General features: G+C 72.0%; 19 protein-coding genes and 1 tRNA gene. 12 read left to right on the top strand and 8 right to left on the bottom strand.

Annotated elements, in window-relative coordinates:
- The first annotated feature begins 3 nt into the window (after positions 1-3).
- Positions 4-762, top strand: coding sequence for a phosphoglyceromutase (locus tag AC069X_RS31835; RefSeq protein ID WP_478734049.1), 759 nt, complete (start codon positions 4-6; stop codon positions 760-762).
- A gap of 151 nt (positions 763-913) precedes the next feature.
- Positions 914-1357, top strand: coding sequence for a hypothetical protein (locus tag AC069X_RS31830; RefSeq protein WP_478734047.1), 444 nt, complete (start codon positions 914-916; stop codon positions 1355-1357).
- A gap of 77 nt (positions 1358-1434) precedes the next feature.
- Here AC069X_RS31830 and AC069X_RS31825 read toward each other — a convergent pair whose 3' ends face one another.
- Both AC069X_RS31825 and phoU read right to left on the bottom strand, forming a co-directional pair.
- Entirely contained in the window at positions 1435-1584 is a 150-nt protein-coding gene (locus tag AC069X_RS31825; protein WP_165365008.1) for a hypothetical protein, read from the bottom strand.
- A gap of 108 nt (positions 1585-1692) precedes the next feature.
- Positions 1693-2370 (bottom strand): phosphate signaling complex protein PhoU, encoded by a 678-nt coding sequence (phoU, locus tag AC069X_RS31820; RefSeq protein ID WP_007265512.1) that lies wholly within the window; start codon positions 2368-2370, stop codon positions 1693-1695.
- Positions 2371-2576: 206 nt separating this feature from the next.
- Between phoU and phoR the strand changes: the two genes are divergently transcribed.
- The gene (gene phoR, locus AC069X_RS31815; protein WP_478734044.1) at positions 2577-3827 is read left to right on the top strand and encodes a two-component system sensor histidine kinase PhoR; all 1251 of its coding nucleotides are present in this window, start codon (positions 2577-2579) and stop codon (positions 3825-3827) included.
- Between the two features lie 5 nt (positions 3828-3832).
- Entirely contained in the window at positions 3833-4504 is a 672-nt protein-coding gene (gene phoP, locus AC069X_RS31810) for a two-component system response regulator PhoP (RefSeq protein ID WP_466527820.1), read from the top strand.
- 83 nt (positions 4505-4587) lie between these two features.
- Here the strand turns inward: phoP and AC069X_RS31805 are convergent, their stop codons facing one another.
- Positions 4588-5265, bottom strand: coding sequence for a copper chaperone PCu(A)C domain-containing protein (locus AC069X_RS31805; RefSeq protein ID WP_478734042.1), 678 nt, complete (start codon positions 5263-5265; stop codon positions 4588-4590).
- Between the two features lie 555 nt (positions 5266-5820).
- Here AC069X_RS31805 and AC069X_RS31800 point away from each other — a divergent pair.
- The 6 genes from AC069X_RS31800 (at position 5821) to AC069X_RS31775 (ending at position 12294) form a co-directional block, all read left to right on the top strand.
- Positions 5821-6303 carry a CarD family transcriptional regulator gene (locus AC069X_RS31800; protein WP_003953493.1) on the top strand — a complete coding sequence of 161 codons (483 nt, stop codon included), beginning with the start codon at positions 5821-5823 and terminating at the stop codon, positions 6301-6303.
- Between the two features lie 447 nt (positions 6304-6750).
- On the top strand, positions 6751-7497 hold the full coding sequence (gene ispD, locus AC069X_RS31795; protein ID WP_478734040.1) for a 2-C-methyl-D-erythritol 4-phosphate cytidylyltransferase: 747 nt from the start codon (positions 6751-6753) through the stop codon (positions 7495-7497).
- The gene (gene ispF, locus AC069X_RS31790; protein ID WP_125813842.1) at positions 7487-7984 is read left to right on the top strand and encodes a 2-C-methyl-D-erythritol 2,4-cyclodiphosphate synthase; all 498 of its coding nucleotides are present in this window, start codon (positions 7487-7489) and stop codon (positions 7982-7984) included. Before ispD ends, ispF begins: the two co-directional genes overlap by 11 nt.
- 115 nt (positions 7985-8099) lie before the next feature.
- Positions 8100-9500, top strand: coding sequence for a cysteine--tRNA ligase (gene cysS, locus AC069X_RS31785; protein WP_478734038.1), 1401 nt, complete (start codon positions 8100-8102; stop codon positions 9498-9500).
- 100 nt (positions 9501-9600) lie between these two features.
- Positions 9601-10572, top strand: a complete 972-nt coding sequence (gene rlmB, locus AC069X_RS31780) for a 23S rRNA (guanosine(2251)-2'-O)-methyltransferase RlmB (RefSeq protein ID WP_478734037.1) — start codon at positions 9601-9603, stop codon at positions 10570-10572.
- A gap of 156 nt (positions 10573-10728) precedes the next feature.
- Positions 10729-12294: a DoxX family protein gene (locus AC069X_RS31775; RefSeq protein WP_478734035.1), complete on the top strand. Its 1566-nt coding sequence runs from the start codon at positions 10729-10731 to the stop codon at positions 12292-12294.
- A gap of 144 nt (positions 12295-12438) precedes the next feature.
- Here AC069X_RS31775 and AC069X_RS31770 read toward each other — a convergent pair whose 3' ends face one another.
- The 4 genes from AC069X_RS31770 to AC069X_RS31755 form a co-directional block, all read right to left on the bottom strand.
- Positions 12439-13209, bottom strand: coding sequence for a nucleotidyltransferase family protein (locus AC069X_RS31770; protein WP_478734033.1), 771 nt, complete (start codon positions 13207-13209; stop codon positions 12439-12441).
- A 55-nt stretch (positions 13210-13264) separates the two neighbouring features.
- Positions 13265-13678, bottom strand: coding sequence for a hypothetical protein (locus AC069X_RS31765; RefSeq protein WP_478734031.1), 414 nt, complete (start codon positions 13676-13678; stop codon positions 13265-13267).
- A gap of 190 nt (positions 13679-13868) precedes the next feature.
- Positions 13869-14945: an ABC transporter ATP-binding protein gene (locus AC069X_RS31760; RefSeq protein WP_478734029.1), complete on the bottom strand. Its 1077-nt coding sequence runs from the start codon at positions 14943-14945 to the stop codon at positions 13869-13871.
- A gap of 299 nt (positions 14946-15244) precedes the next feature.
- Positions 15245-16627, bottom strand: a complete 1383-nt coding sequence (locus AC069X_RS31755) for an RNA-guided endonuclease InsQ/TnpB family protein (RefSeq protein ID WP_478734027.1) — start codon at positions 16625-16627, stop codon at positions 15245-15247.
- A gap of 161 nt (positions 16628-16788) precedes the next feature.
- On the opposite strand from AC069X_RS31755, the gene AC069X_RS31750 reads away from it, so the two are divergent.
- Positions 16789-16861, top strand: a tRNA-Thr gene (locus AC069X_RS31750).
- 87 nt (positions 16862-16948) lie between these two features.
- On the opposite strand, the gene AC069X_RS31745 is transcribed toward AC069X_RS31750, so the two are convergent.
- The gene (locus AC069X_RS31745) at positions 16949-18328 is read right to left on the bottom strand and encodes an NAD(P)/FAD-dependent oxidoreductase (RefSeq protein ID WP_478734025.1); all 1380 of its coding nucleotides are present in this window, start codon (positions 18326-18328) and stop codon (positions 16949-16951) included.
- Between the two features lie 135 nt (positions 18329-18463).
- On the opposite strand from AC069X_RS31745, the gene AC069X_RS31740 reads away from it, so the two are divergent.
- The gene (locus AC069X_RS31740) at positions 18464-19285 is read left to right on the top strand and encodes an aminoglycoside phosphotransferase family protein (protein WP_478734024.1); all 822 of its coding nucleotides are present in this window, start codon (positions 18464-18466) and stop codon (positions 19283-19285) included.
- Positions 19286-19331: the final 46 nt, after the last annotated feature.

Here is a 19331-nt window from a genome sequence, read left to right as displayed (position 1 = left end):
CGCATGGCCGACGCACCGTACAAGCTGATCCTCCTCCGCCACGGCGAGAGCGAATGGAACGCGAAGAACCTGTTCACCGGCTGGGTGGACGTCAACCTCAACGAGAAGGGCGAGAAGGAGGCGGTCCGCGGCGGTGAGCTGCTCAAGGACGCCGGTCTGCTCCCCGACGTCGTGCACACCTCGCTCCAGAAGCGCGCGATCCGCACCTCCCAGCTCGCGCTGGAGGCCGCCGACCGCCACTGGATCCCCGTGCACCGCTCCTGGCGCCTGAACGAGCGCCACTACGGCGCCCTCCAGGGCAAGGACAAGGCCCAGACCCTCGCCGAGTTCGGCGAGGAGCAGTTCATGCTGTGGCGCCGCTCGTACGACACCCCGCCGCCGGCCCTTGAGGACGGCACCGAGTTCTCCCAGTCCGAGGACCCGCGCTACGCCTCGATCCCGCCGGAGCTCCGCCCGCGCACCGAGTGCCTCAAGGACGTCGTCGTCCGCATGCTGCCGTACTGGTACGACTCGATCGTCCCGGACCTCCTCGACGGCCACACCGTCCTGGTCGCCGCCCACGGCAACAGCCTCCGCGCCCTGGTCAAGCACCTGGACGGCATCTCCGACGCCGACATCGCGGGCCTGAACATCCCCACCGGCATCCCGCTCTCCTACGAGCTCGACGCCGACTTCAAGCCCCTCAACCCGGGCGGCACCTACCTCGACCCGGCCGCCGCCGCGGCCGCCATCGAGGCCGTCAAGAACCAGGGCAAGAAGTAGCCCCCGGGCACGGAACAGCCCCCCACCTGCCGGTTCCCGGCGGGTGGGGGGCTTTTCGGCGTCGCGGGCGGTGAAAGCGATCGGCCGTACGGGTGAGCCGTTCGTTTCTGCGCTGTCGCACGAGCGGGCGGGGCGGCTAGAAACCGGGGTCATGATCATGAACCTCGCGCGGCGGGTCCTGCCCGTGCTCGCGCTCGCCCTGCTCCCCGTCACCGCCACCGTCCCGGCCGCCGACGCCGCCCCCGCGGCCGCCGCCCGCAGCGACGCCCGTTTCAACGCGCCGTCCAGCATCTCCAGGAACCAGGCCTGGACCTCGGGCAACGGCCGCACCGTGCTCCGCGTCCAAGAGGACGGTAACTTCGTCCTCTACAAGGACGGCAAGGCCGCCTGGCAGGCCCCCGGCGTCTGGCCCCGGGCCGACCGCGCCGTGATGCAGGAGGACGGGAACTTCGTCGTCTACGACAAGGACGGCAAGGCCGTCTGGGCCGCCGGTACCTGGAACAAGGGCCGCTACCTCGCCGTCCAGGACGACGGCAACGCCGTCGTCTACAACGCCGCCGGCCAGCCGGTCTGGGCCACCAACACCGGCGACTGACCCGCCACCGCGTACGCGTACGCACGGCAGAGGGCCCCGTCCGGGACGGACGGGGCCCTCTCGGCTCGGTGGCCGGATCAGCCGCCGCACTGGCACGGGGCGCCGGACTGGCAGCCGCAGCCGCAGCCCGAGCCGCAGCCGCAGGCCGCGAGCAGCGGGAGGCGCAGCGGCTCCGGACGGGGCGGCTGCTCCTGTTCCGGGGTGATGGGGACAGGGGTCTCGGGCATGGTGCCTCCTCGCAGGCGGCGTACGGGAAGTCGTGGTGCCTTCGCCTCATTCATGCCCAGCCTCACCGGCGCGTCAACGGCGCATTGGGGCGTGCCGCGCGGAGCGGCTCAGACGCCCTCGACCTGCGTCGGCTGCTGCAGCTCGTCCGCGTGCTCACCCGTCACCAGGTACACCACGCGCTTCGCCACCGACACCGCGTGGTCCGCGAACCGCTCGTAGTAGCGGCCCAGCAGCGTCACGTCGACGGCCGTCTCGATGCCGTGCTTCCAGCGGTCGTCCATCAGGTGCTGGAACAGCGTGCGGTGCAGCTGGTCCATCTCGTCGTCGTCCTGCTCCAGCTGGAGCGCCAGGTCCACGTCCTTGGTGATGATGACCTCGGCGGCCTTCGCCATCAGCCGCTGCGCCAGCTGTCCCATCTCCAGGATGGTCGCGTGCAGGTCGCGCGGCACCGCCGTGTCCGGGAACCGCAGCCGCGCCAGCTTCGCCACGTGCTGCGCCAGGTCGCCGGAGCGCTCCAGGTCGGCGCTCATCCGCAGCGAGGTCACCACGATGCGCAGGTCGGTCGCGACCGGCTGCTGGCGGGCCAGCAGCGCGATGGCGCGCGCCTCCAGGTCGTGCTGGAGGTCGTCCACCTTCTGGTCGGCGGCGATGACGCTCTCCGCGAGCTTCAGGTCGGCGTCCAGCATGGAGGTCGTGGCCCGCCCGATCGCGGAACCGACGAGCCGGGCCATCTCGACCAGGCTCTCTCCGATCGAGTCCAGTTCCTCGTGGTACGCGTCGCGCATGGTGTCTCTCTCCTGCCTGCTTGCCTACTCGCCACTGCTTGTGCGGACCGTTCCGTCCCACGGTTGCACGTTCGGTCGTCAACGCGTCCGACTCCGGCATCACAAGTGAATCAACCCCGTCGTCAGGGTGAACTCTGGGCGACGACTGTTCGAGGTGCCACCCGAACGGCTGTGGAAGTGTCCTCTGGCCTGCTTAACCTGGATCCATGGACGTGAACGCGGCGGTCGCCGCAGCTGCTGCGATCGCCGGTCTCTGCACCGGTGTGATCGCCATGCTGGCGTTTCGCTGGAGCGAGCGCGACCAGGCCCGCCCCACCCGGAGCTCCATGCGCCCCGACATCAACGCGGTGCTCCCGCCCGGAGTGGACACGGTCCTCTCCGTGCTCCGTTCCTCCGCCGTCGTGCTCGACGAGGGTGACGCGGTGGTCAAGGCCAGCTCGGCCGCGTACGCCCTCGGGCTGGTCCGCGGCGGCAAGCTGGCCGTGGAGCCCATGCTCCACATGGCCCGCGACACCCGACGGGACGGCGAGATACGCCAGATCGAGCTCGACCTGCCCCGGCGCGGCACCGGCCGCGGCGAGGCCCTCGCGGTCTCCGCCCGCGTCGCCCCGCTGGGCTCCCGCCTGGTGCTGCTGCTCGTCGAGGACCTCACCGAGGCCCGCCGCATCGAAGCGGTCCGGCGCGACTTCGTCGCGAACGTGTCGCACGAGCTGAAGACCCCGGTCGGCGCGATCTCCCTGCTCTCCGAGGCGGTCATGGACGCCGCCGACGACCCCGAGGCGGTCAGCCGCTTCGCGGGCCGCATGCAGATCGAGGCCACCCGCCTGATCAACCTCGTACAGGAGCTCATCGACCTCTCCCGGGTGCAGAACGACGACCCGCTGGAGGACGCCGAACCCGTACGGGTGGACACGCTCGTGGCGGAGGCCGTGGACCGCTGCCGGCACACGGCCACCTCCAAGCAGATCACCATGGCCGCCGGCGGCACCGCCGACCTGCGCGTCTGGGGCAATCGCGGCCAGCTGGCCGCCGCCCTCGGGAACCTGGTGGAGAACGCCGTGAACTACAGCCCCGCCCGCACCCGCGTCGGCATCGCCGCGCGCCGGGTGACCGCGCCCGGCGGCGACCTGATCGAGATAGCCGTGACCGACCAGGGCATCGGCATCCCGGAGAAGGACCGCGAGCGCATCTTCGAGCGCTTCTACCGCGTCGACCCGGCCCGCTCCCGCGCCACGGGCGGTACCGGGCTCGGCCTCGCGATCGTGAAGCACGTCGCGGCCTCGCACGGCGGGGAGGTGTCGGTGTGGAGCTCCGAGGGCCAGGGCTCCACGTTCACCCTGCGACTCCCCGAGGCGGCCGCGCCGGCCCCGGCGGCGGCCTCGGCGACCGCTCCCGAACCCGCCAGACCCCTGCTTGACCCAGAACCAGTCATCCCTGCCCCGGAGGTCCTTCCGTGACCCGAGTGCTCGTCGTCGAGGATGAGGAATCCTTCAGCGACGCCCTGTCCTACATGCTCCGCAAGGAGGGTTTCGAGGTCGCCATCGCCGCGACGGGGCCCGACGGACTCGACGAGTTCGAGCGCAACGGCGCCGACCTCGTCCTGCTCGACCTGATGCTGCCCGGCCTGCCGGGCACCGAGGTCTGCCGGCAGCTGCGCGGGCGCTCCAACGTCCCGGTGATCATGGTGACCGCCAAGGACAGCGAGATCGACAAGGTCGTCGGGCTGGAGATAGGAGCGGACGACTACGTCACCAAGCCCTTCTCCTCGCGGGAGCTGGTCGCCCGCATCCGCGCGGTCCTGCGCCGCCGCGGTGAGCCGGAGGAGGTCACCCCGGCGGCCCTGGAGGCCGGTCCGGTGCGGATGGACGTGGACCGGCACGTGGTCACGGTCGCCGGAGCCAAGGTCGACCTCCCGCTGAAGGAGTTCGACCTGCTGGAGATGCTCCTGCGCAACGCGGGCCGCGTCCTGACCCGCATGCAGCTGATCGACCGGGTCTGGGGCGCGGACTACGTCGGCGACACCAAGACCCTGGACGTCCACGTCAAGCGCCTCCGGGCCAAGATCGAGCCGGACCCGGGCGCCCCGCGCTACCTGGTCACGGTCCGCGGCCTGGGCTACAAGTTCGAGCCGTAGGCCGGCCGCGAGGCCCAGCCGGACAAAGGGGAGGGCCCCAGCCGCATCGCGGCTGGGGCCCTCCCCTTCTGCTGCTGCCGTGCTCAGTGGCCGGCGCTGCGCGACGGCGACGCGGACGCCGAGCCCGAGGCGGAGCCCGACGGGGTGGCGCCGGCGGCCGGGGAGCCGGACGCGGCGGGGGAGCCCGAGGCGGCCGGGGAGGCCGAGCCCGACGGGCTGCCGGACGGGGCGGGGGCGGGGGCCGGGGCCTCCGTCGGGCCGTAGCCCGCGTACATGCCGGTGGCGGGGACGACGAACGCCTCCAGCTCGACGTCGCCGGTGCTGCTCAGCTGGAAGACGACGTTCTGGACGTCACCGTTCTTCACGGCCTCGCGGCCGCCCTCGATGACGGCGGAGGCGTTGCCCTTGCCGCCGAGCACCACGGAGCCGCCGGCGGGCACGGTGATCTTCCCGGAGCCCTCGGCAGCCTTCAGGACCACCTTGGACTTACCACCCTTCAGGGTGATCCCGTCCAGGGTCTGGGCCTTGGCGCCGGAGTTGAACACGGTCGCCGAGACGGAGGCCGGCCCCTTCTTGTCCTTCTCGCCCTTGGTGAGCACCAGAGCGTTCTGGATCTGGATGTCGCCCTTGGTGACGGCGGCGTTGTCCGGCTTGATCTGGAGAGTCTGCGCGTCGTTGCCCGCGCCGCACGCGGCGAGCGAGGCAAGGGAGAACACGACGGCGGTAGCGGCGAGAGCGCCGCGTCGAAGGCTGCGGCTCACGGCGGCGGCAACTCCTTGGACGTACGGACGGGACGGGTACAGGCTCAGGGTGGCCGAGGTAAAGCCGCCCTAAGGGTGTGTCAGCGCGCTTAGGTTACCGAGCCGCCGCCCCGCCCCCGCACCCGACCCTCCGCAGCGCGCGCACCGCGCTGCGCCGCTCCGGCGATCTTGCATTCCGCTATCCCGTCCGGGGCCGCCGTGTGATCAATTCCGGGATTCCCTCGAACGCGCCTCCGTGATCAATTCGGGATTGGGCCGGAACCCGTTGCGTACGGGCGGCCGCCAGTCGAACGGAGTACTTCGGTTTCCGGCCGAAGAACCCGGCAAAACGGGACGTACGTCACACCGATGGCCGCGGCCGCCAGGTGTAACGTGGTCGTTTCGCCCGGTCCGCACAGCGCCTCCGACCTGCGAATACCCCCCTCCGGAAGCCTTTCGCAGCACGTTCGTGTCGCTGTTGTCAAGCCCCGAGATGTGCCCTGACCTGCGAAAACGCCATTCATAACAGTCAGTTCTCGTGTTACCCTGGATAGCCACGGAAGGGGTACCTGTCACATGACGTTCAAGGTTGGCGACACCGTGGTCTATCCCCATCACGGGGCCGCGCTGATCGAGGCCATCGAAACTCGCCAGATCAAAGGCGTGGACAAGACCTACTTGGTGCTCAAGGTCGCCCAGGGCGACCTGACGGTTCGTGTGCCTGCGGACAATGCGGAGTTCGTCGGCGTTCGCGACGTAGTCGGCCAGGACGGGCTGGACCGGGTCTTCGAGGTGCTCCGCGCACCGTATGCAGAAGAGCCCACGAACTGGTCCCGTCGCTACAAGGCAAATCTGGAGAAGCTCGCCTCCGGCGATGTCATCAAGGTCGCCGAAGTAGTGCGCGACCTCTGGCGTCGTGAGCGTGAGCGCGGTCTCTCCGCAGGAGAGAAGCGCATGCTCGCGAAGGCGCGCCAGATCCTGGTGAGCGAGCTCGCGCTCGCCGAGAACACCAACGAGGACAAGGCCGAGGCCCTCCTCGACGAGGTTCTTGCGTCCTGACGCACGAACCGGCCACAGTGTGCCGCGGTGCCCGATGACCCGCCCTCTCTTCACGAGAGGGCTGTTGCCGGGCGCTGCGGCACGTCTGTGCCCGGACCCGGACGTCTGGGTACCGGAGCACCCGGAAACGCCGCGCCCGCGCACCCGGAACACCGGAACCACCCGCACCCGGGCCGCCCGCACCTTGCCCACCCGGCCCCGGCCGCACCGGCCCCGGGTCGTACAGCCATACCCTGACGGCCGTACCCTGCGCTCATCCAGCCGTACCCTGCGTGTGCGATCCCGCGCCGTTCCGCACCGGCGTGCCGGGTCCGGGCAGCCGGCTCGACCGGACGTCACGGAAGGGGCGAGGGCGTCGCACCCGGCACCGCCCCGGCCGGCGGCCGGGGGTACGCCCAAGGCCATACCCATGTCGGCCGAAGTCACAAACCTGGCTCGGAGCTACTGATGTCTGACGAATCCCGCCCCCACCGCACCGCCGCGGTGATCCCGGCCGCCGGCCGCGGGGTACGCCTCGGCCCGGGCGCCCCCAAGGCCCTGCGGGCCCTCGGCGGGACCCCGATGCTGATCCACGCCGTCCGCGCCATGGCCCGCTCCCGCGCGGTCGCCCTGGTCGTGGTCGTCGCCCCGCCCGACGGCGCCCCCGAGGTGCGTCACCTCCTGGACGAGCACGCCCTGCCCGACCGCACCGAGATCCTGGTCGTGCCCGGCGGCGACACCCGCCAGGAATCCGTACGCGCCGGCCTGGCCGCCCTCCCCGCCGACATCACCTCCGTACTGATCCACGACGCGGCCCGCCCCCTGGTCCCCGTCGACACCGTGGACTCCGTCGTCGAGGCCGTCCGCGACGGAGCCCCCGCCGTGGTCCCCGCACTGCCCCTGGCCGACACCGTCAAGGAGGTCGAGCCCGGCCGGCCCGGCGAGCCCGAACCCGTCGTCGCCACGCCCGAGCGGGCCCGGCTGCGCGCCGTGCAGACCCCCCAGGGCTTCGACCTCGCCACCCTGCTGCGCGCGCACGAGGCCATCGCCGTCAGCGGCGAGGGCGCCACCGACGACGCCGGCATGGTGGAGCGCACCGGCGTCACCGTGGTGACCGTCCCCGGCCACGAAGAGGCCTTCAAGGTCACCCGCCCGCTCGACCTGGTCCTCGCCGAGGCCGTACTCGCCCGCAGGAGGGCCACCGATGTCTACTGACCTGCCCCTGATCCCGCTCGTCGGCATCGGCACCGACGTGCACGCCTTCGAGACCGGCCGCGAGCTGTGGTGCGCCGGGCTGCTCTGGGAGGGCGAGGACGGCCTCGCCGGCCACTCCGACGGCGACGTCGCCGCCCACGCCGCCTGTGACGCCCTCTTCTCCGCCGCCGGCGTCGGCGACCTCGGCGCGCACTTCGGCACCTCCCGCCCCGAGTGGTCGGGCGCCGCCGGCGTCACCCTCCTGGCGGAGGCCGCCCGGATCGTCCGCGCGGAGGGCTTCGAGATCGGCAACATCGCGATCCAGGTGATCGGCGTGCGCCCGAAGATCGGCAAGCGGCGCGAGGAAGCGCAGAAGGCGCTCGCGGCGGCCGCGGGCGCCCCCGTCTCCGTCTCCGGCACCACCACCGACGGACTGGGCCTCACCGGCCGCGCCGAAGGCCTCGCCGCCATCGCCACGGCCCTCGTCTACCGGACGAACCGGGGCTGAGTACGACGTACGGCCACGGGCCGCCCGTTACGGATGTCACCTCTTCGGCAACAAACCGTGCGGGCGGCCTCAAACGGTCGCGGGGCACTGCCGTGGGCGCACTACCCTGGATGCCGTGACTATTCGCCTGTACGACACCAGCGCCCGGCAGATCCGCGACTTCGTCCCGCTCGAACAGGGCTGCGTCTCGATCTACCTGTGTGGCGCGACCGTGCAGGCCGCCCCGCACATCGGGCACATCCGCTCGGGCCTCAACTTCGACATGATGCGCCGCTGGTTCGCGTACCGCGGCTACGACGTCACGTTCGTCCGCAACGTCACGGACATCGACGACAAGATCATCACGAAGTCCGCCGAGCAGGGCCGTCCCTGGTGGTCCATCGGCTACGAGAACGAGCGCGCCTTCAACGACGGCTACAGCGCCCTCGGCTGCCTGCCCCCCACCTACGAGCCCCGCGCGACCGGGCACGTCACCGAGATGGTCGAGATGATGCGCGGGCTCATCGAGCGCGGCCACGCGTACGAGTCCGAGGGCAACGTCTACTTCGACGTGAAGTCGTACGCCGACTACCTCTCGCTCTCCCGCCAGGAGCTCGACAACATCCGCCAGCCGGAATCCTCCGGCGAGACCGGCAAGCGCGACCCCCGCGACTTCGCCATGTGGAAGTCCGTCAAGCCCGGCGAGCCCTCCTGGGAGACCCCCTGGGGCCGCGGCCGTCCCGGCTGGCACCTGGAGTGCTCCGCCATGGCGCACAAGTACCTCGGCGAGGCCTTCGACATCCACGGCGGCGGGCTCGACCTGATCTTCCCGCACCACGAGAACGAGATCGCCCAGGCCAAGGCCTTCGGCGACGCGTTCGCGAACTACTGGGTGCACAACGCCTGGGTCACCATGTCCGGCGAGAAGATGTCGAAGTCCCTCGGCAACTCCGTGCTCGTCTCCGAGATGGTCAAGCAGTGGCGCCCGATCGTCCTGCGCTACTACCTCGGCACCCCGCACTACCGGTCGATGATCGAGTACAGCGAGGAGGCGCTGCGCGAGGCGGAGTCCGCCTTCGCCCGCATCGAGGGCTTCTACCAGCGTGTCATCGAGAAGGCGGGCGGTACCGTCGAGGCCGCCGCCGAGGTCCCGCCGGCCTTCGCCGAGGCGATGGACGACGACCTGGGCGTCCCGCAGGCGCTGGCCATCGTCCACACCACCGTCCGCCAGGGCAACAGCGCCCTCGCCGCCGACGACAAGGACGCGGCGATCGCCCGCCTCTCCGAGGTCCGCGCCATGCTGGGCGTCCTCGGCCTGGACCCGCTCGACCCGCACTGGGCCGGCGAGGCCGAGCGCGGCGAGGACCTCCACGGCGCCGTCGACACCCTCGTACGGCTGGTCCTGGACCAGCGCGAGTCCGCCCGGGCCCGCAAGGACTGGGCGACCGCCGACGCCATCCGCGACCAGCTCCAGCAGTCCGGCCTGGTCATCGAGGACAGCCCGACCGGCCCGCGCTGGACGCTCGGCCCGCGCTGACGCCTGACGCCGGACAGCCGGCTTGGTGGCCGCCCGGCGTTCCGGGCGGCACACTCTTCATACGTACATATCGCAGCACGAACGAAAACAGGTAGAGGTCATGGCCGGGAACAGCCAGCGCAGGAACCGCCGCACGTCCAACAAGAAGGGCGCGACGGTCGGCAGCGGTGGCCAGCGGCGCAGGGGCCTGGAAGGCAAGGGCCCCACGCCCAAGGCCGAGGACCGCAAGGGCCACAAGGCCTTCCGGGTCTCCAACGCCATGGCCCGCCAGGCCGCCAAGCGCCGCCCCGCCCCCCGCCGCGGCGGCCCCAAGGGCACCAGCGAGATGGTCGTCGGCCGCAACCCCGTCTTCGAGGCCCTGCGCGACGGCGTCCCCGCCACCACCCTGTACGTCCAGCAGTTCATCGACAACGACGAGCGCGTCCGCGACGCCCTCAAGCTCGCCGGCGAGCGCGGCAACATCAACCTGATGGAAGCCCCGCGCGCCGAGCTGGACCGCATGACCAACGGCCTCAACCACCAGGGCCTCGTGCTCCAGGTCCCGCCGTACGAGTACGCGCACCCCGAGGACCTCACCGAGGCCGCCTACGACAACGGCGAGGACCCCCTCATCGTCGCCCTCGACGGCGTCACCGACCCCCGCAACCTCGGTGCGATCGTCCGCTCCGTCTCCGCCTTCGGCGGCCACGGCGTCGTCATCCCCGAGCGCCGCGCCGCCGGCATGACCGCCGGCGCCTGGAAGACCTCCGCCGGCACCGCCGCCCGCACCCCGGTCTCCCGCGTCACCAACCTCACCCGCGCCCTCCAGGACTACAAGAAGGCCGGCATCACCGTCGTCGGCCTCGCGGCCGAGGGCACCCACGAGGTGCAGGACCTGGACGCCCTCGGCGGCCCGGTCGTCATCGTCGTCGGCTCCGAGGGCAAGGGCCTCGGCCGCCTCGTCGGCGAGAACTGCGACTTCCTCGTCCGCATCCCGATGCCCGGCGGCGCCGAGTCCCTCAACGCCGGCGTCGCCGCCGGCGTCGTCCTCTACGAAGCCGCCCGCAAGCGCGGCGAGCGCGGCCGCGTCTGACCCGGACGGCCCACCGCGCCTGATCCACTTGGCCCACGGGGCATGACCCGTGAGCGTGTCGCCCCGCCCGTCACGGGCGGGGCGACTTGATCTTGACGGGTCTCGGACAGATCCCTCGTGTCAAGGCAGTGTCCTAAACACCCATCACTCGGTTAGATGAGTGTGGACACCAGAACGTCAGGGTTCGACGACCAGCCCGCGCTGAGCATGGTCAAGGTGCCGTGCGACCCCGCACAGGTCATCGTCAACCACGCCAGCTTCCGCGTGCGGCTCGCACCGAGCCCGAGCGCGCGTTCCAAGCCCGCGAATGCCCCCGGCCGCGCGCCCCTCCTCGGCGCCGCCGCCGTCGCGACCGCCGGAGCCACCCGCCGCCGCGCCCCCGTCGTCTGGAGCGGCAAGTCCGCCCCCGGCGACGCCGCGGCCATGGGAGGACTCCTCCAGGCCGTACGGGAAGCCGGAAGCCGCGGCCACGACGACTACGACGGCGGAGCCGCCACCCAGACCATCCCCCGGGTCGACCTGGCACACGACCTCGGCGAGGACACCCTCGCCACCCCCACCGTCATCGGCCAGCGCACCTACGGCGACCCCGACGAGACCCGCCCCCTCGCCGCCGTACGCGACCTCCGGCGCGGCCCCCACCAGCCCTACGGCCCGTACGACGCCCCCGACGGCCCGTACGACGCCCCCGACACCGGCCCCGACGGCCGCCGCCCCGCCGCGGACACCCGCGGCCAGGCCTCCTACTACCCCGGCCGCCGGATGAACCTCGGCGTCGTGCTGCTCCCGCTGCGCGTCTTCCTCGGCTTCATCTCCATCTACGCCGGCATGGGCAAGCTGTGCGACCCCGTCTACTTCGACGGCGGCGAACGCGGCTCCATGGTCACCTGGCTCCAGACCCTGCACCCCTGGGCCCTCGCCGAACCCCTGCGCGACTTCGCGCTCGCCCACCCCGTCGGAGCCGGCCTCAGCGTCGCCTTCCTCCAGGTCATCGTCGGCGTCCTGACCGTCTTCGGCCTCTGGCAGCGCTTCGCCGCCTGCATCGGCGCCCTGCTCTCCGCCGCCCTCCTCATGACGGTCAGCTGGAAGACCGTCCCCGCCTACGACGCCCCCGACATCATCTACCTCGCCGCCTGGAGCCCGCTGATCATCGCCGGCGCCCCCGTCTACTCCCTCGACGGACGCCTCGCCGGCGAAGCCTGGCGCACCCTCGGCCCCCGCTCCGAGGTCTGGCGGCTGCGCCGCCGCGTCCTGCGGCGCGGCGCCGTCATGGCCACCGTCGTCTGCGGACTCACCCTCCTCATCGGCTCGCTCCTCGGCGGCGCCGTCCGCTCCTCCACGGTCGTCACCGTCCCCGGCCCCGGCCAGGCCCCGAGCAACTACCTCCCCGGCAGCCCGCTCCCGCAGCCCCCCGCCAAGCAGCCCTCCACCGGCCGGCAGCAGCAGCCCTCGAAGCAGGCCTCCCCCTCCGCCGCGCCCTCCGAACCCGCCGCCAAGTCCGGCCGCACCGGCAGCGGAGCCCCCACCCGCGAGAGCGCCGCCACCGGATCCGGAGCGCCCAGCGCCAGCAAGAGCTCCGGCGGCAGCCAGACCCCGCGCGGCAGCACCCCGAAGCAGTCCAGCCCGCAGCAGCCGCCGGCCACCTCCTCGGGCACCCGCAGCGGCTCCGGCGGGGACACCGCGACCAAGAAGCCCGGCCTCGTCGGCGGTCTCCTCGGCTGAACGGCCACGACAGGAACGGCCACGACAGGAACGGCCACCACCGGAACGGCCCGACCGGCCGGTCCGGCCCGAAGGGCCCGGCGCGCACGCGCCGGGCCCTTCCCCGTGCCGGAGCACGGGACGACGTAGCAACACGGAAAGCGCTCAGACGGCTCCCTGCGCCGCCAACTCCCGCGCCGCCTCGCCGAGGTCCTTCGCCGTGTCGATCGCCCGCCAGTAGGCCCCCTGGGGCAGCGGATAGCCCGCCAGCCGCCGCTCCCGGGCCAGCCGCGGGAACGTCGTCCGTTCGTGGTCCCCCAAGTCCGGCAGCAGCGCCGCGAATTCGGGCGCGAAGACGTACACCCCGGCGTTGATCGGATAAGGCGACGGCGGTGCCTCGATGAAGTCCAGCACCTGCCCGAACTCGCTCGTCTCCACCACCCCCCACGGCATCCGCGGCCGCGCCAGCGCCAGCGTCGCCACGGCCTCCCGCTCCGCGTGGAAGGCCGCCATCTCCCGCAGCGGGAAACGCGTCCACACGTCCCCGTTCGCCGCGTACCAGGCCCGGTCCGGACGCGGCAGCCGCCGCGCCGCGTACTTCAGGCCCCCGCCGCGGCCCAGCGGCTCCGCCTCCACCACCGTCGTCACCCGCAACGGCAGCACCGCACCCGCCAGCCACTCCTGGAGCACCTCCGCGAGGTGCCCGCACGAGACCACCGCGTCGGTCACCCCCTCGGCCGCCAGCCACGCCAACTGGTGCCCGATGATGGGCAGTCCCGTACCCGGGATCTCCACCATCGGCTTCGGCCGGTCGTCCGTGTACGGCCGCAGCCGCGTCCCCTGCCCGCCCGCCAGGACGACCGCCTGGGTGGGAGGGACCGGGAACGCGGCTGCGTCATCGGTGGATTGGAGTGGCCCGGGGCCGGTCGCGTTCATGGCCGCCAGCGTAGGGACGGCCCCCGCCCCGGCCCGGGCAGGCGCGGCGGGCGGTTCAGCCCATCGAGGCGACGCCCGTCGCGTACGAGGTGTCGCAGACGGGCCGCGCGTACGACTGGGCCTTCGTCGGCCCGTAAGCCTCCACGGCGGCCCGGCCCAGGGCCCGCGCGATGCTCACGCAGTGCTCGGCCAGCGACGGCCGGCCGTTCACCTCCTGCTGGAGGTGCGTGAGCACCGTGCCCGGCTGCTCACCCTGCTGGAGCTCGCCGAGGAGCTTGTCGCGCAGCAGGTCCTGGGGGGCGGCCGGCTTCTTCGGGACGGAGACGTCCTCGGCGGAGGCGGTCAGGATCTGGGAGGAGGAGTGATCCGCCCAGGGGACCATCGTGACCGCGAGCGTCCCGGACAGGACCAGGACGACGGGCAGGACCAGGGCGAGGGAACGGCCGATTCGGCGGGCAGTGTGGGTCACGAGGGCGAGAGTAGCGCTCGGTGAGGATTTGGCGACATTTAGTCACCCGGTCGGGGGATGGTTCGACGCGGCTTTTCGATTTAAGGGTTGACGCGTGCGGCCGAATGGCCCGGTCTGCCGGGGTTCGCGGGGCACGCCGCGCAACTGCCGCGGCAGGGGCGCCCCTTGGCGGAACGCCCCTGCCCGTTGCTCAGTTGGAGAGCCGTGCACCGGTCGACGTCGAGAAAACATGGATCTCGTCGGGACGCGGCACGACGTGCAGCGAGGAGCCCTTCTCGGGCACCTGGCGGCCGTTGACGCGGACCACGATGTCCTGGCCGTCGTGGCTGCCGTAGACGTAACCGTCGGCGCCCAGCTCCTCGACCACGTTCACGGTGATCGTCAGACCGCCGGTGTCGCCGATGTCGAAGTGCTCGGGGCGCACGCCGACGGTGACGGTCTTGTCGCCGGAGGACGCGGCGGCGGACAGCGCCTCGCGCGACACCGGGACCACGCTCTCGCCGAACTTCACGCCGCCGTCGGCGATCGGCACCTCGACGAGGTTCATGGCGGGCGAACCGATGAACCCGGCGACGAAGAGGTTCGCCGGCCGGTCGTACATGTTGCGCGGGGTGTCGACCTGCTGGAGCAGACCGTCCTTCAGCACGGCCACCCGGTCGCCCATGGTCATGGCCTCGACCTGGTCGTGGGTGACGTACACGGTGGTGATGCCGAGGTCGCGCTGGAGCGCGGCGATCTGCGTACGGGTGGACACGCGGAGCTTCGCGTCGAGGTTCGACAGCGGCTCGTCCATGAGGAACACCTGCGGCTTGCGCACGATGGCCCGGCCCATGGCGACGCGCTGGCGCTGGCCGCCGGAGAGCGCCTTGGGCTTGCGGTCGAGGTACTGGGTCAGGTCCAGCATCTTGGCCGCCTCCTCCACCTTGCGGCGGATGGTGGCCTTGTCCTCACCGGCGATCTTGAGCGCGAAGCCCATGTTGTCGGCGACGGACATGTGCGGGTACAGCGCGTAGTTCTGGAACACCATCGCGATGTCCCGGTCCTTGGGCGGCAGGTGCGTGACGTCGCGGTCGCCGATGCGGATGGCACCGCCGTTGACGTCCTCCAGGCCGGCCAGCATGCGCAGGGAGGTGGACTTGCCGCAGCCGGAGGGGCCGACGAGGACGAGGAACTCGCCGTCCGCGATCTCCAGCTCCAGCTGGTCGACGGCGGGCTTGTCCCCGCCGGGGTAGAGGCGGGTCGCCTTGTCGAAGGTGACAGAAGCCATGGGTGATGATCCCTTCTACCGGCAGGAACGTGCCGGACGATCCGAGTGGAAGGTCTAGTCCAGTCGACTGGACTCCGCCCGACGCTACCTGGCGGTACGGCTCCTGTCAGCAATCTGACGCCCCGGATTGTGGGCACTCGGTCGGTGGTGGCGCATGGCAGAGCACCCAACTTTTGACCATGATTCCTGCTTCGACGCCCGCCGCCGGCCGGGTGCGACCCTGGGGGCGCATCCGGCCGGACCTACGCAGGCTCCACAGGCATGACGGCCGACGGCCCGTCGGTCCGTACATCTCTCCGCTACGCCGCCGGTACGAGGTCCAGCAGCTCAGAGGCCTTGATCACACTCGGCGGCATCCGACCTGGCGGCAACGCCATCGCCACCGTCCAGTACAGCCGCATCCCCTCGTCCCGGAGGTTCACCGCTGCGTTCGTGTCCCGGTCGTGGGCGGCCCCGCACTCCGCGCAGGTCCACTCACGCACCGACACGTCGAGCTTCGGCCCCCTCGCGTGGCACGCGGAGCAGCGCCGCGTCGACGGGAAGAACCGGTCCACGATCACCAGCGTCCGCCCGTACCACGCGCACTTGTACCGGAGCTGGCGCAGCAGCTCGCCCCAGGCCGCGTCAAGGATCGATCGGTTCAGCGCGGCCTTGCGGCGGCGCCCCTTGCCCCTCGCCGCTTGCAGGAGATTGGCGATCGGCAGGTCCTCCACCACGAGCACTTGGTTCTCGCGCACGAGGCGGGTCGTCAGCTGGTCCAGCTGATCACGACGGACATCACCCATCGAGGCGTACAGGCGGGCGATACGCTCCCGCACCTTCCCCCGGTTCTTCGAACCCCTCCGCTTCCGGTGCAGAGCGCGCTGGAGGGACGCGAGCTCCTTCTCGTACTTCGCCAGCAGGCGGGGATGCGGAAGCTTCTCCCCGTCGTCCAGCGTCACCAACGTCGCGAGCCCGAGATCCAGGCCCACCGCCTTCGGCGCCCGACTGCCGGGCAGGAACACCTCGGGAAGCGGCGCGATCACCTCCTCCACCAGCACGGACAGGAAGAACCGGCCGGCACGGTCACGCGTCACCGTCAGTTTCACCGGTAGCTGCCCGGGCGGCAGCGCACGGGACCACCGGACATCCAGCGGGACCTTCTGCTTCGCGAGCGTGACGGCTGCCGTGCCCGGCCGCTCCGGGTCCTCGACCCACCGGAAGCCGGTGCGGACGTAGGTCGCGGAGTCCTTCGACCGGCGCTTTGACTTTCGCTTCGGATACTTCGCAGAGCCTTTGAAGAACCGCGAGAACGCAGAGTCCAGATGTCGCAGGGCCTGTTGGAGCACCGTGGACGAGGCCTCTTTCAGCCACGCCGTCTCCGGTATTCGCTTCCACCCGGTCAGCGCCCGGCAGGTTTCCGCGAAGCCCAGCGACACCCGGTGCTCCTCCCAGGCCTTCACCCGGAGGGTGAGGCCCTCGTTGTAGACCCAGCGGCACGCGCCGAAGGTCTGGGTGAGCTGGGCCGCCTGGTCGGGGGTCGGGTAGAAGCGGAAACGGTACGTGCGTTGCTGCGCGCCCGGCTGCCTGATCAGGCCCTTCAGTGACGTGGCTGCTCGGCCCTGGTGTTTGGTCCGGTCGCCCACCCCGAGGAGTTCGCGCTTGATGCGCCGGACCTCCTCCCCCGTCGTGCGGTCTGCCATCGCCCCTCCCACGATCCGATCTTCGGAACGGCACACCAGTCCGTACAACGAACATGTGGCTGAGGGGTCACGGGTGCGGGATCAATGTGATGGCTCGGGGATTCGGGCGCTGTGTAGAGTGATGGCGGCTCCATCCGCGGTGGGTTTGCGGGTGGGTTTGTGCCGCCTTAGCTCAGTTGGCAGAGCGGGATACTTGTAATATTCAGGTCGTCGGTTCGATTCCGACAGGCGGCTCCGTCCCAGGTCAGAGAGTGTCTGGCCGAGGGAATTCGTACAGAAGCGGAAGGCCCCGGGTGATCACCCGGGGCCTTTTCGCGTGCCTCAGGCGCGGCCCGAGACGCGGTTCGCCAGGCGGGCCAGGGGGGTTGTGGTCGGGGTGTGGGTGGCGGCTTCGTGGCGGTCGGCCTGGCGGTAGGCGGCGTAGAGGGCGTGGACGCCGAGCCAGCGGAAGGGTTCCGGCTCCCAGCGGCGGACGCGGTGGTGGACCCAGGGGAGGGCGGTCAGGTCCGTGGAGTCGCCGAGGACCAGGTCGCGCAGGGTGCGGGCGGCGAGGTTGGCGGTGGCCACGCCGGAGCCGACGTAGCCGCCCGCCCAGCCCAGGCCTGTCGTGGGGTCCAGGGTGACGGTGGCGCACCAGTCGCGGGGGACGCCGAGGACGCCGGACCAGGCGTGGGTGATCTCCGTGCCCGTGAGGATCGGGAAGAAGGTGGTGAGGAGCTCGCGGAGGGAGGCGATGGTGGCCGGCTGGGTGCGGCCGTCGTTGTCGGTGCGGGAGCCGAAGCGGTACGGGACCCCGCGGCCGCCGATCGCGATGCGGTCGTCGGCGGTGCGCTGGGCGTACATGTAGGCGTGGGCCATGTCGCCGAGGAGCGGGGCGTCCTGCCAGTTGAGCTGTTCCCAGGTGGAGGGCGGCAGGGGCGCCGTGACGATCATCGAGGAGTTCATGGGGAGCCAGGTGCGCTTCTGGCCCTTGAGGGCGGCGGTGAAGCCCTCGGTGCAGCGCAGTACGTAGGGGGCGCGGACGGTGCCGTACGGGGTGACGGCGCGGCGGGGGGCGATCTCGGTGACCGGGGTGGACTCGTGGAGGGTGACGCCGAGGCGCTCGCAGGCGGCGGCGAGGCCGCGGACCAGCTTGAGGGGGTGGATGCGGGCTCCGTGCGGGGTCCAGCTGGAGCCCACGGCGTCGGCGATGTCGATGCGGGCGCGGGTGGCGGGGGCGTCGTAGAGCTCGCGGTCGGTCTCGCCGAAGGAGAGCTCGGCGGTGTGGAAGGCCCTGAGGCGGGTGAGCTGGGCGGGGGTGCGGGCGACTTCGAGGACTCCGCCGCGGTGGATGTCGGCGTCGATGGATTCCGCGGCCGCCACGCCGATGACTTCGGTGACGGTGTCGTTCATGGCGTGCTGGAGGCGGCGGGCGGCTTCGTGGCCGTGCAGGGCGGCGTAGCGGTCGCGGCCGGCGATGCCGTTGTAGAGCCAGCCGCCGTTGCGGCCGGAGGCGCCGTAGCCGCAGAACTTCTGCTCCAGGACGGTGACGCGGAGGTCGGGGGCGGCGCGCTTGAGGTAGTAGGCGGTCCACAGGCCGGTGTAGCCGCCGCCGACGATGACGACGTCCGCCGTGGCGTCGGTGGTGAGGGGGGCGCGGGGTGGCCGGGGGGCCGAGGTGTCGGTCGCGTACCAGAAGGAGATACCGCCGTTGATCGTCATGGGGGAGTTGGTACACGGGGTCGCGCGGGGGTGTCCAGGGACCGGGTGTCGTGGCCGGGGCCCGGTTGCGCGGCGGGATGTTCGATGTGCGGGCGGGGTGGTCCCCCGTAGGGTGGCACGGGGTTTCGTACCGGTTTGGGAAGGGGTGTTCGGGTGGTCGAGGAGTTCCTGGAGCGGTGGGGGCTGCGGGTGACCGGGCCGGGGATGCGCGGGATGACGGCGGTGGTGCTGCCGGTGGAACGGGCGGACGGCACGGCGGCGGCGCTGAAGGTGCTGACCCCGGACGAGGAGACCGAGGGGGAGCCGCTCGCGCTGCGCGCGTGGGGCGGGCGGGGCAGCGTACGGCTGCTGGAGCACGACGCGGCGACGGGGGCGATGCTGCTGGAGCGGCTGGACGAGAGGCGGCCGCTGTCGGGGCCGGCGCGGCGGGACGCGCGGGCGGCGGTGAAGGTGATCGGGGAGCTGCTGGCGCGGCTGTCGGCGGTGCCGGCGCCGGAGGGGTTGCGGGGGCTCGGGGGGATCGCGGCGGGGATGCTGGCGGCGGTGCCGGGGGCGGCGGCCGGGCTGGCGTCGGCGGCGGACCGGCGGGTCCTGCGGGATTGCGCGGCGGCGCTGGCGGAGGTGGCGGACGAGCCGGGCGACCGGCTGCTGCACTGGGACCTGCACTTCGGCAACGTGCTGGCGGGGGAGCGCGAGCCGTGGCTGGCGATCGACCCGAAGCCGCTGGCCGGGGATCCGGGCTTCGAGCTGCTGCCGTCGCTGGTGAACGAGTACCGGGAGCGGGACGTGCGGTGGCGGTTCGACCTCCTCACGGAGGCGGCGGGCGCGGACCGGGAGCGGGCGCGGGCCTGGACGCTGGGGCGGGTGCTGCAGAACTGCCTGTGGGAGGTCGAGGACGGCTGCCGGCGGCTGCCGCGCCGGGAGGTGGCGGTGGCGGGGCTGCTGCTGCGGCGGTGAGCGGCCGGGAGCGCGGGGGCTGCGGGGGTCGGGGTGGCCAGGCCTA

The sequence above is a fragment of the Streptomyces sp. NPDC043896 genome (assembly GCF_056435605.1).
This window is presented reverse-complemented; position numbering and strand designations above follow the sequence as displayed.

Excerpts from the sequence above, each read along its gene's own strand:
- AC069X_RS31835 (WP_478734049.1), top strand. The coding sequence starts at position 4 with ATGGCCGACGCACCGTACAAGCTGATCCTCCTCCGCCACGGCGAGAGC.
- AC069X_RS31830 (WP_478734047.1), top strand. The coding sequence starts at position 914 with ATGATCATGAACCTCGCGCGGCGGGTCCTGCCCGTGCTCGCGCTCGCC.
- AC069X_RS31825 (WP_165365008.1), bottom strand. The coding sequence starts at position 1,584 with ATGCCCGAGACCCCTGTCCCCATCACCCCGGAACAGGAGCAGCCGCCC.
- phoU (WP_007265512.1), bottom strand. The coding sequence starts at position 2,370 with ATGCGCGACGCGTACCACGAGGAACTGGACTCGATCGGAGAGAGCCTG.
- phoR (WP_478734044.1), top strand. The coding sequence starts at position 2,577 with ATGGACGTGAACGCGGCGGTCGCCGCAGCTGCTGCGATCGCCGGTCTC.
- AC069X_RS31800 (WP_003953493.1), top strand. The coding sequence starts at position 5,821 with ATGACGTTCAAGGTTGGCGACACCGTGGTCTATCCCCATCACGGGGCC.
- ispD (WP_478734040.1), top strand. The coding sequence starts at position 6,751 with ATGTCTGACGAATCCCGCCCCCACCGCACCGCCGCGGTGATCCCGGCC.
- ispF (WP_125813842.1), top strand. The coding sequence starts at position 7,487 with ATGTCTACTGACCTGCCCCTGATCCCGCTCGTCGGCATCGGCACCGAC.
- rlmB (WP_478734037.1), top strand. The coding sequence starts at position 9,601 with ATGGCCGGGAACAGCCAGCGCAGGAACCGCCGCACGTCCAACAAGAAG.
- AC069X_RS31775 (WP_478734035.1), top strand. The coding sequence starts at position 10,729 with ATGAGTGTGGACACCAGAACGTCAGGGTTCGACGACCAGCCCGCGCTG.
- AC069X_RS31770 (WP_478734033.1), bottom strand. The coding sequence starts at position 13,209 with ATGAACGCGACCGGCCCCGGGCCACTCCAATCCACCGATGACGCAGCC.
- AC069X_RS31760 (WP_478734029.1), bottom strand. The coding sequence starts at position 14,945 with ATGGCTTCTGTCACCTTCGACAAGGCGACCCGCCTCTACCCCGGCGGG.
- AC069X_RS31755 (WP_478734027.1), bottom strand. The coding sequence starts at position 16,627 with ATGGCAGACCGCACGACGGGGGAGGAGGTCCGGCGCATCAAGCGCGAA.
- AC069X_RS31745 (WP_478734025.1), bottom strand. The coding sequence starts at position 18,328 with ATGACGATCAACGGCGGTATCTCCTTCTGGTACGCGACCGACACCTCG.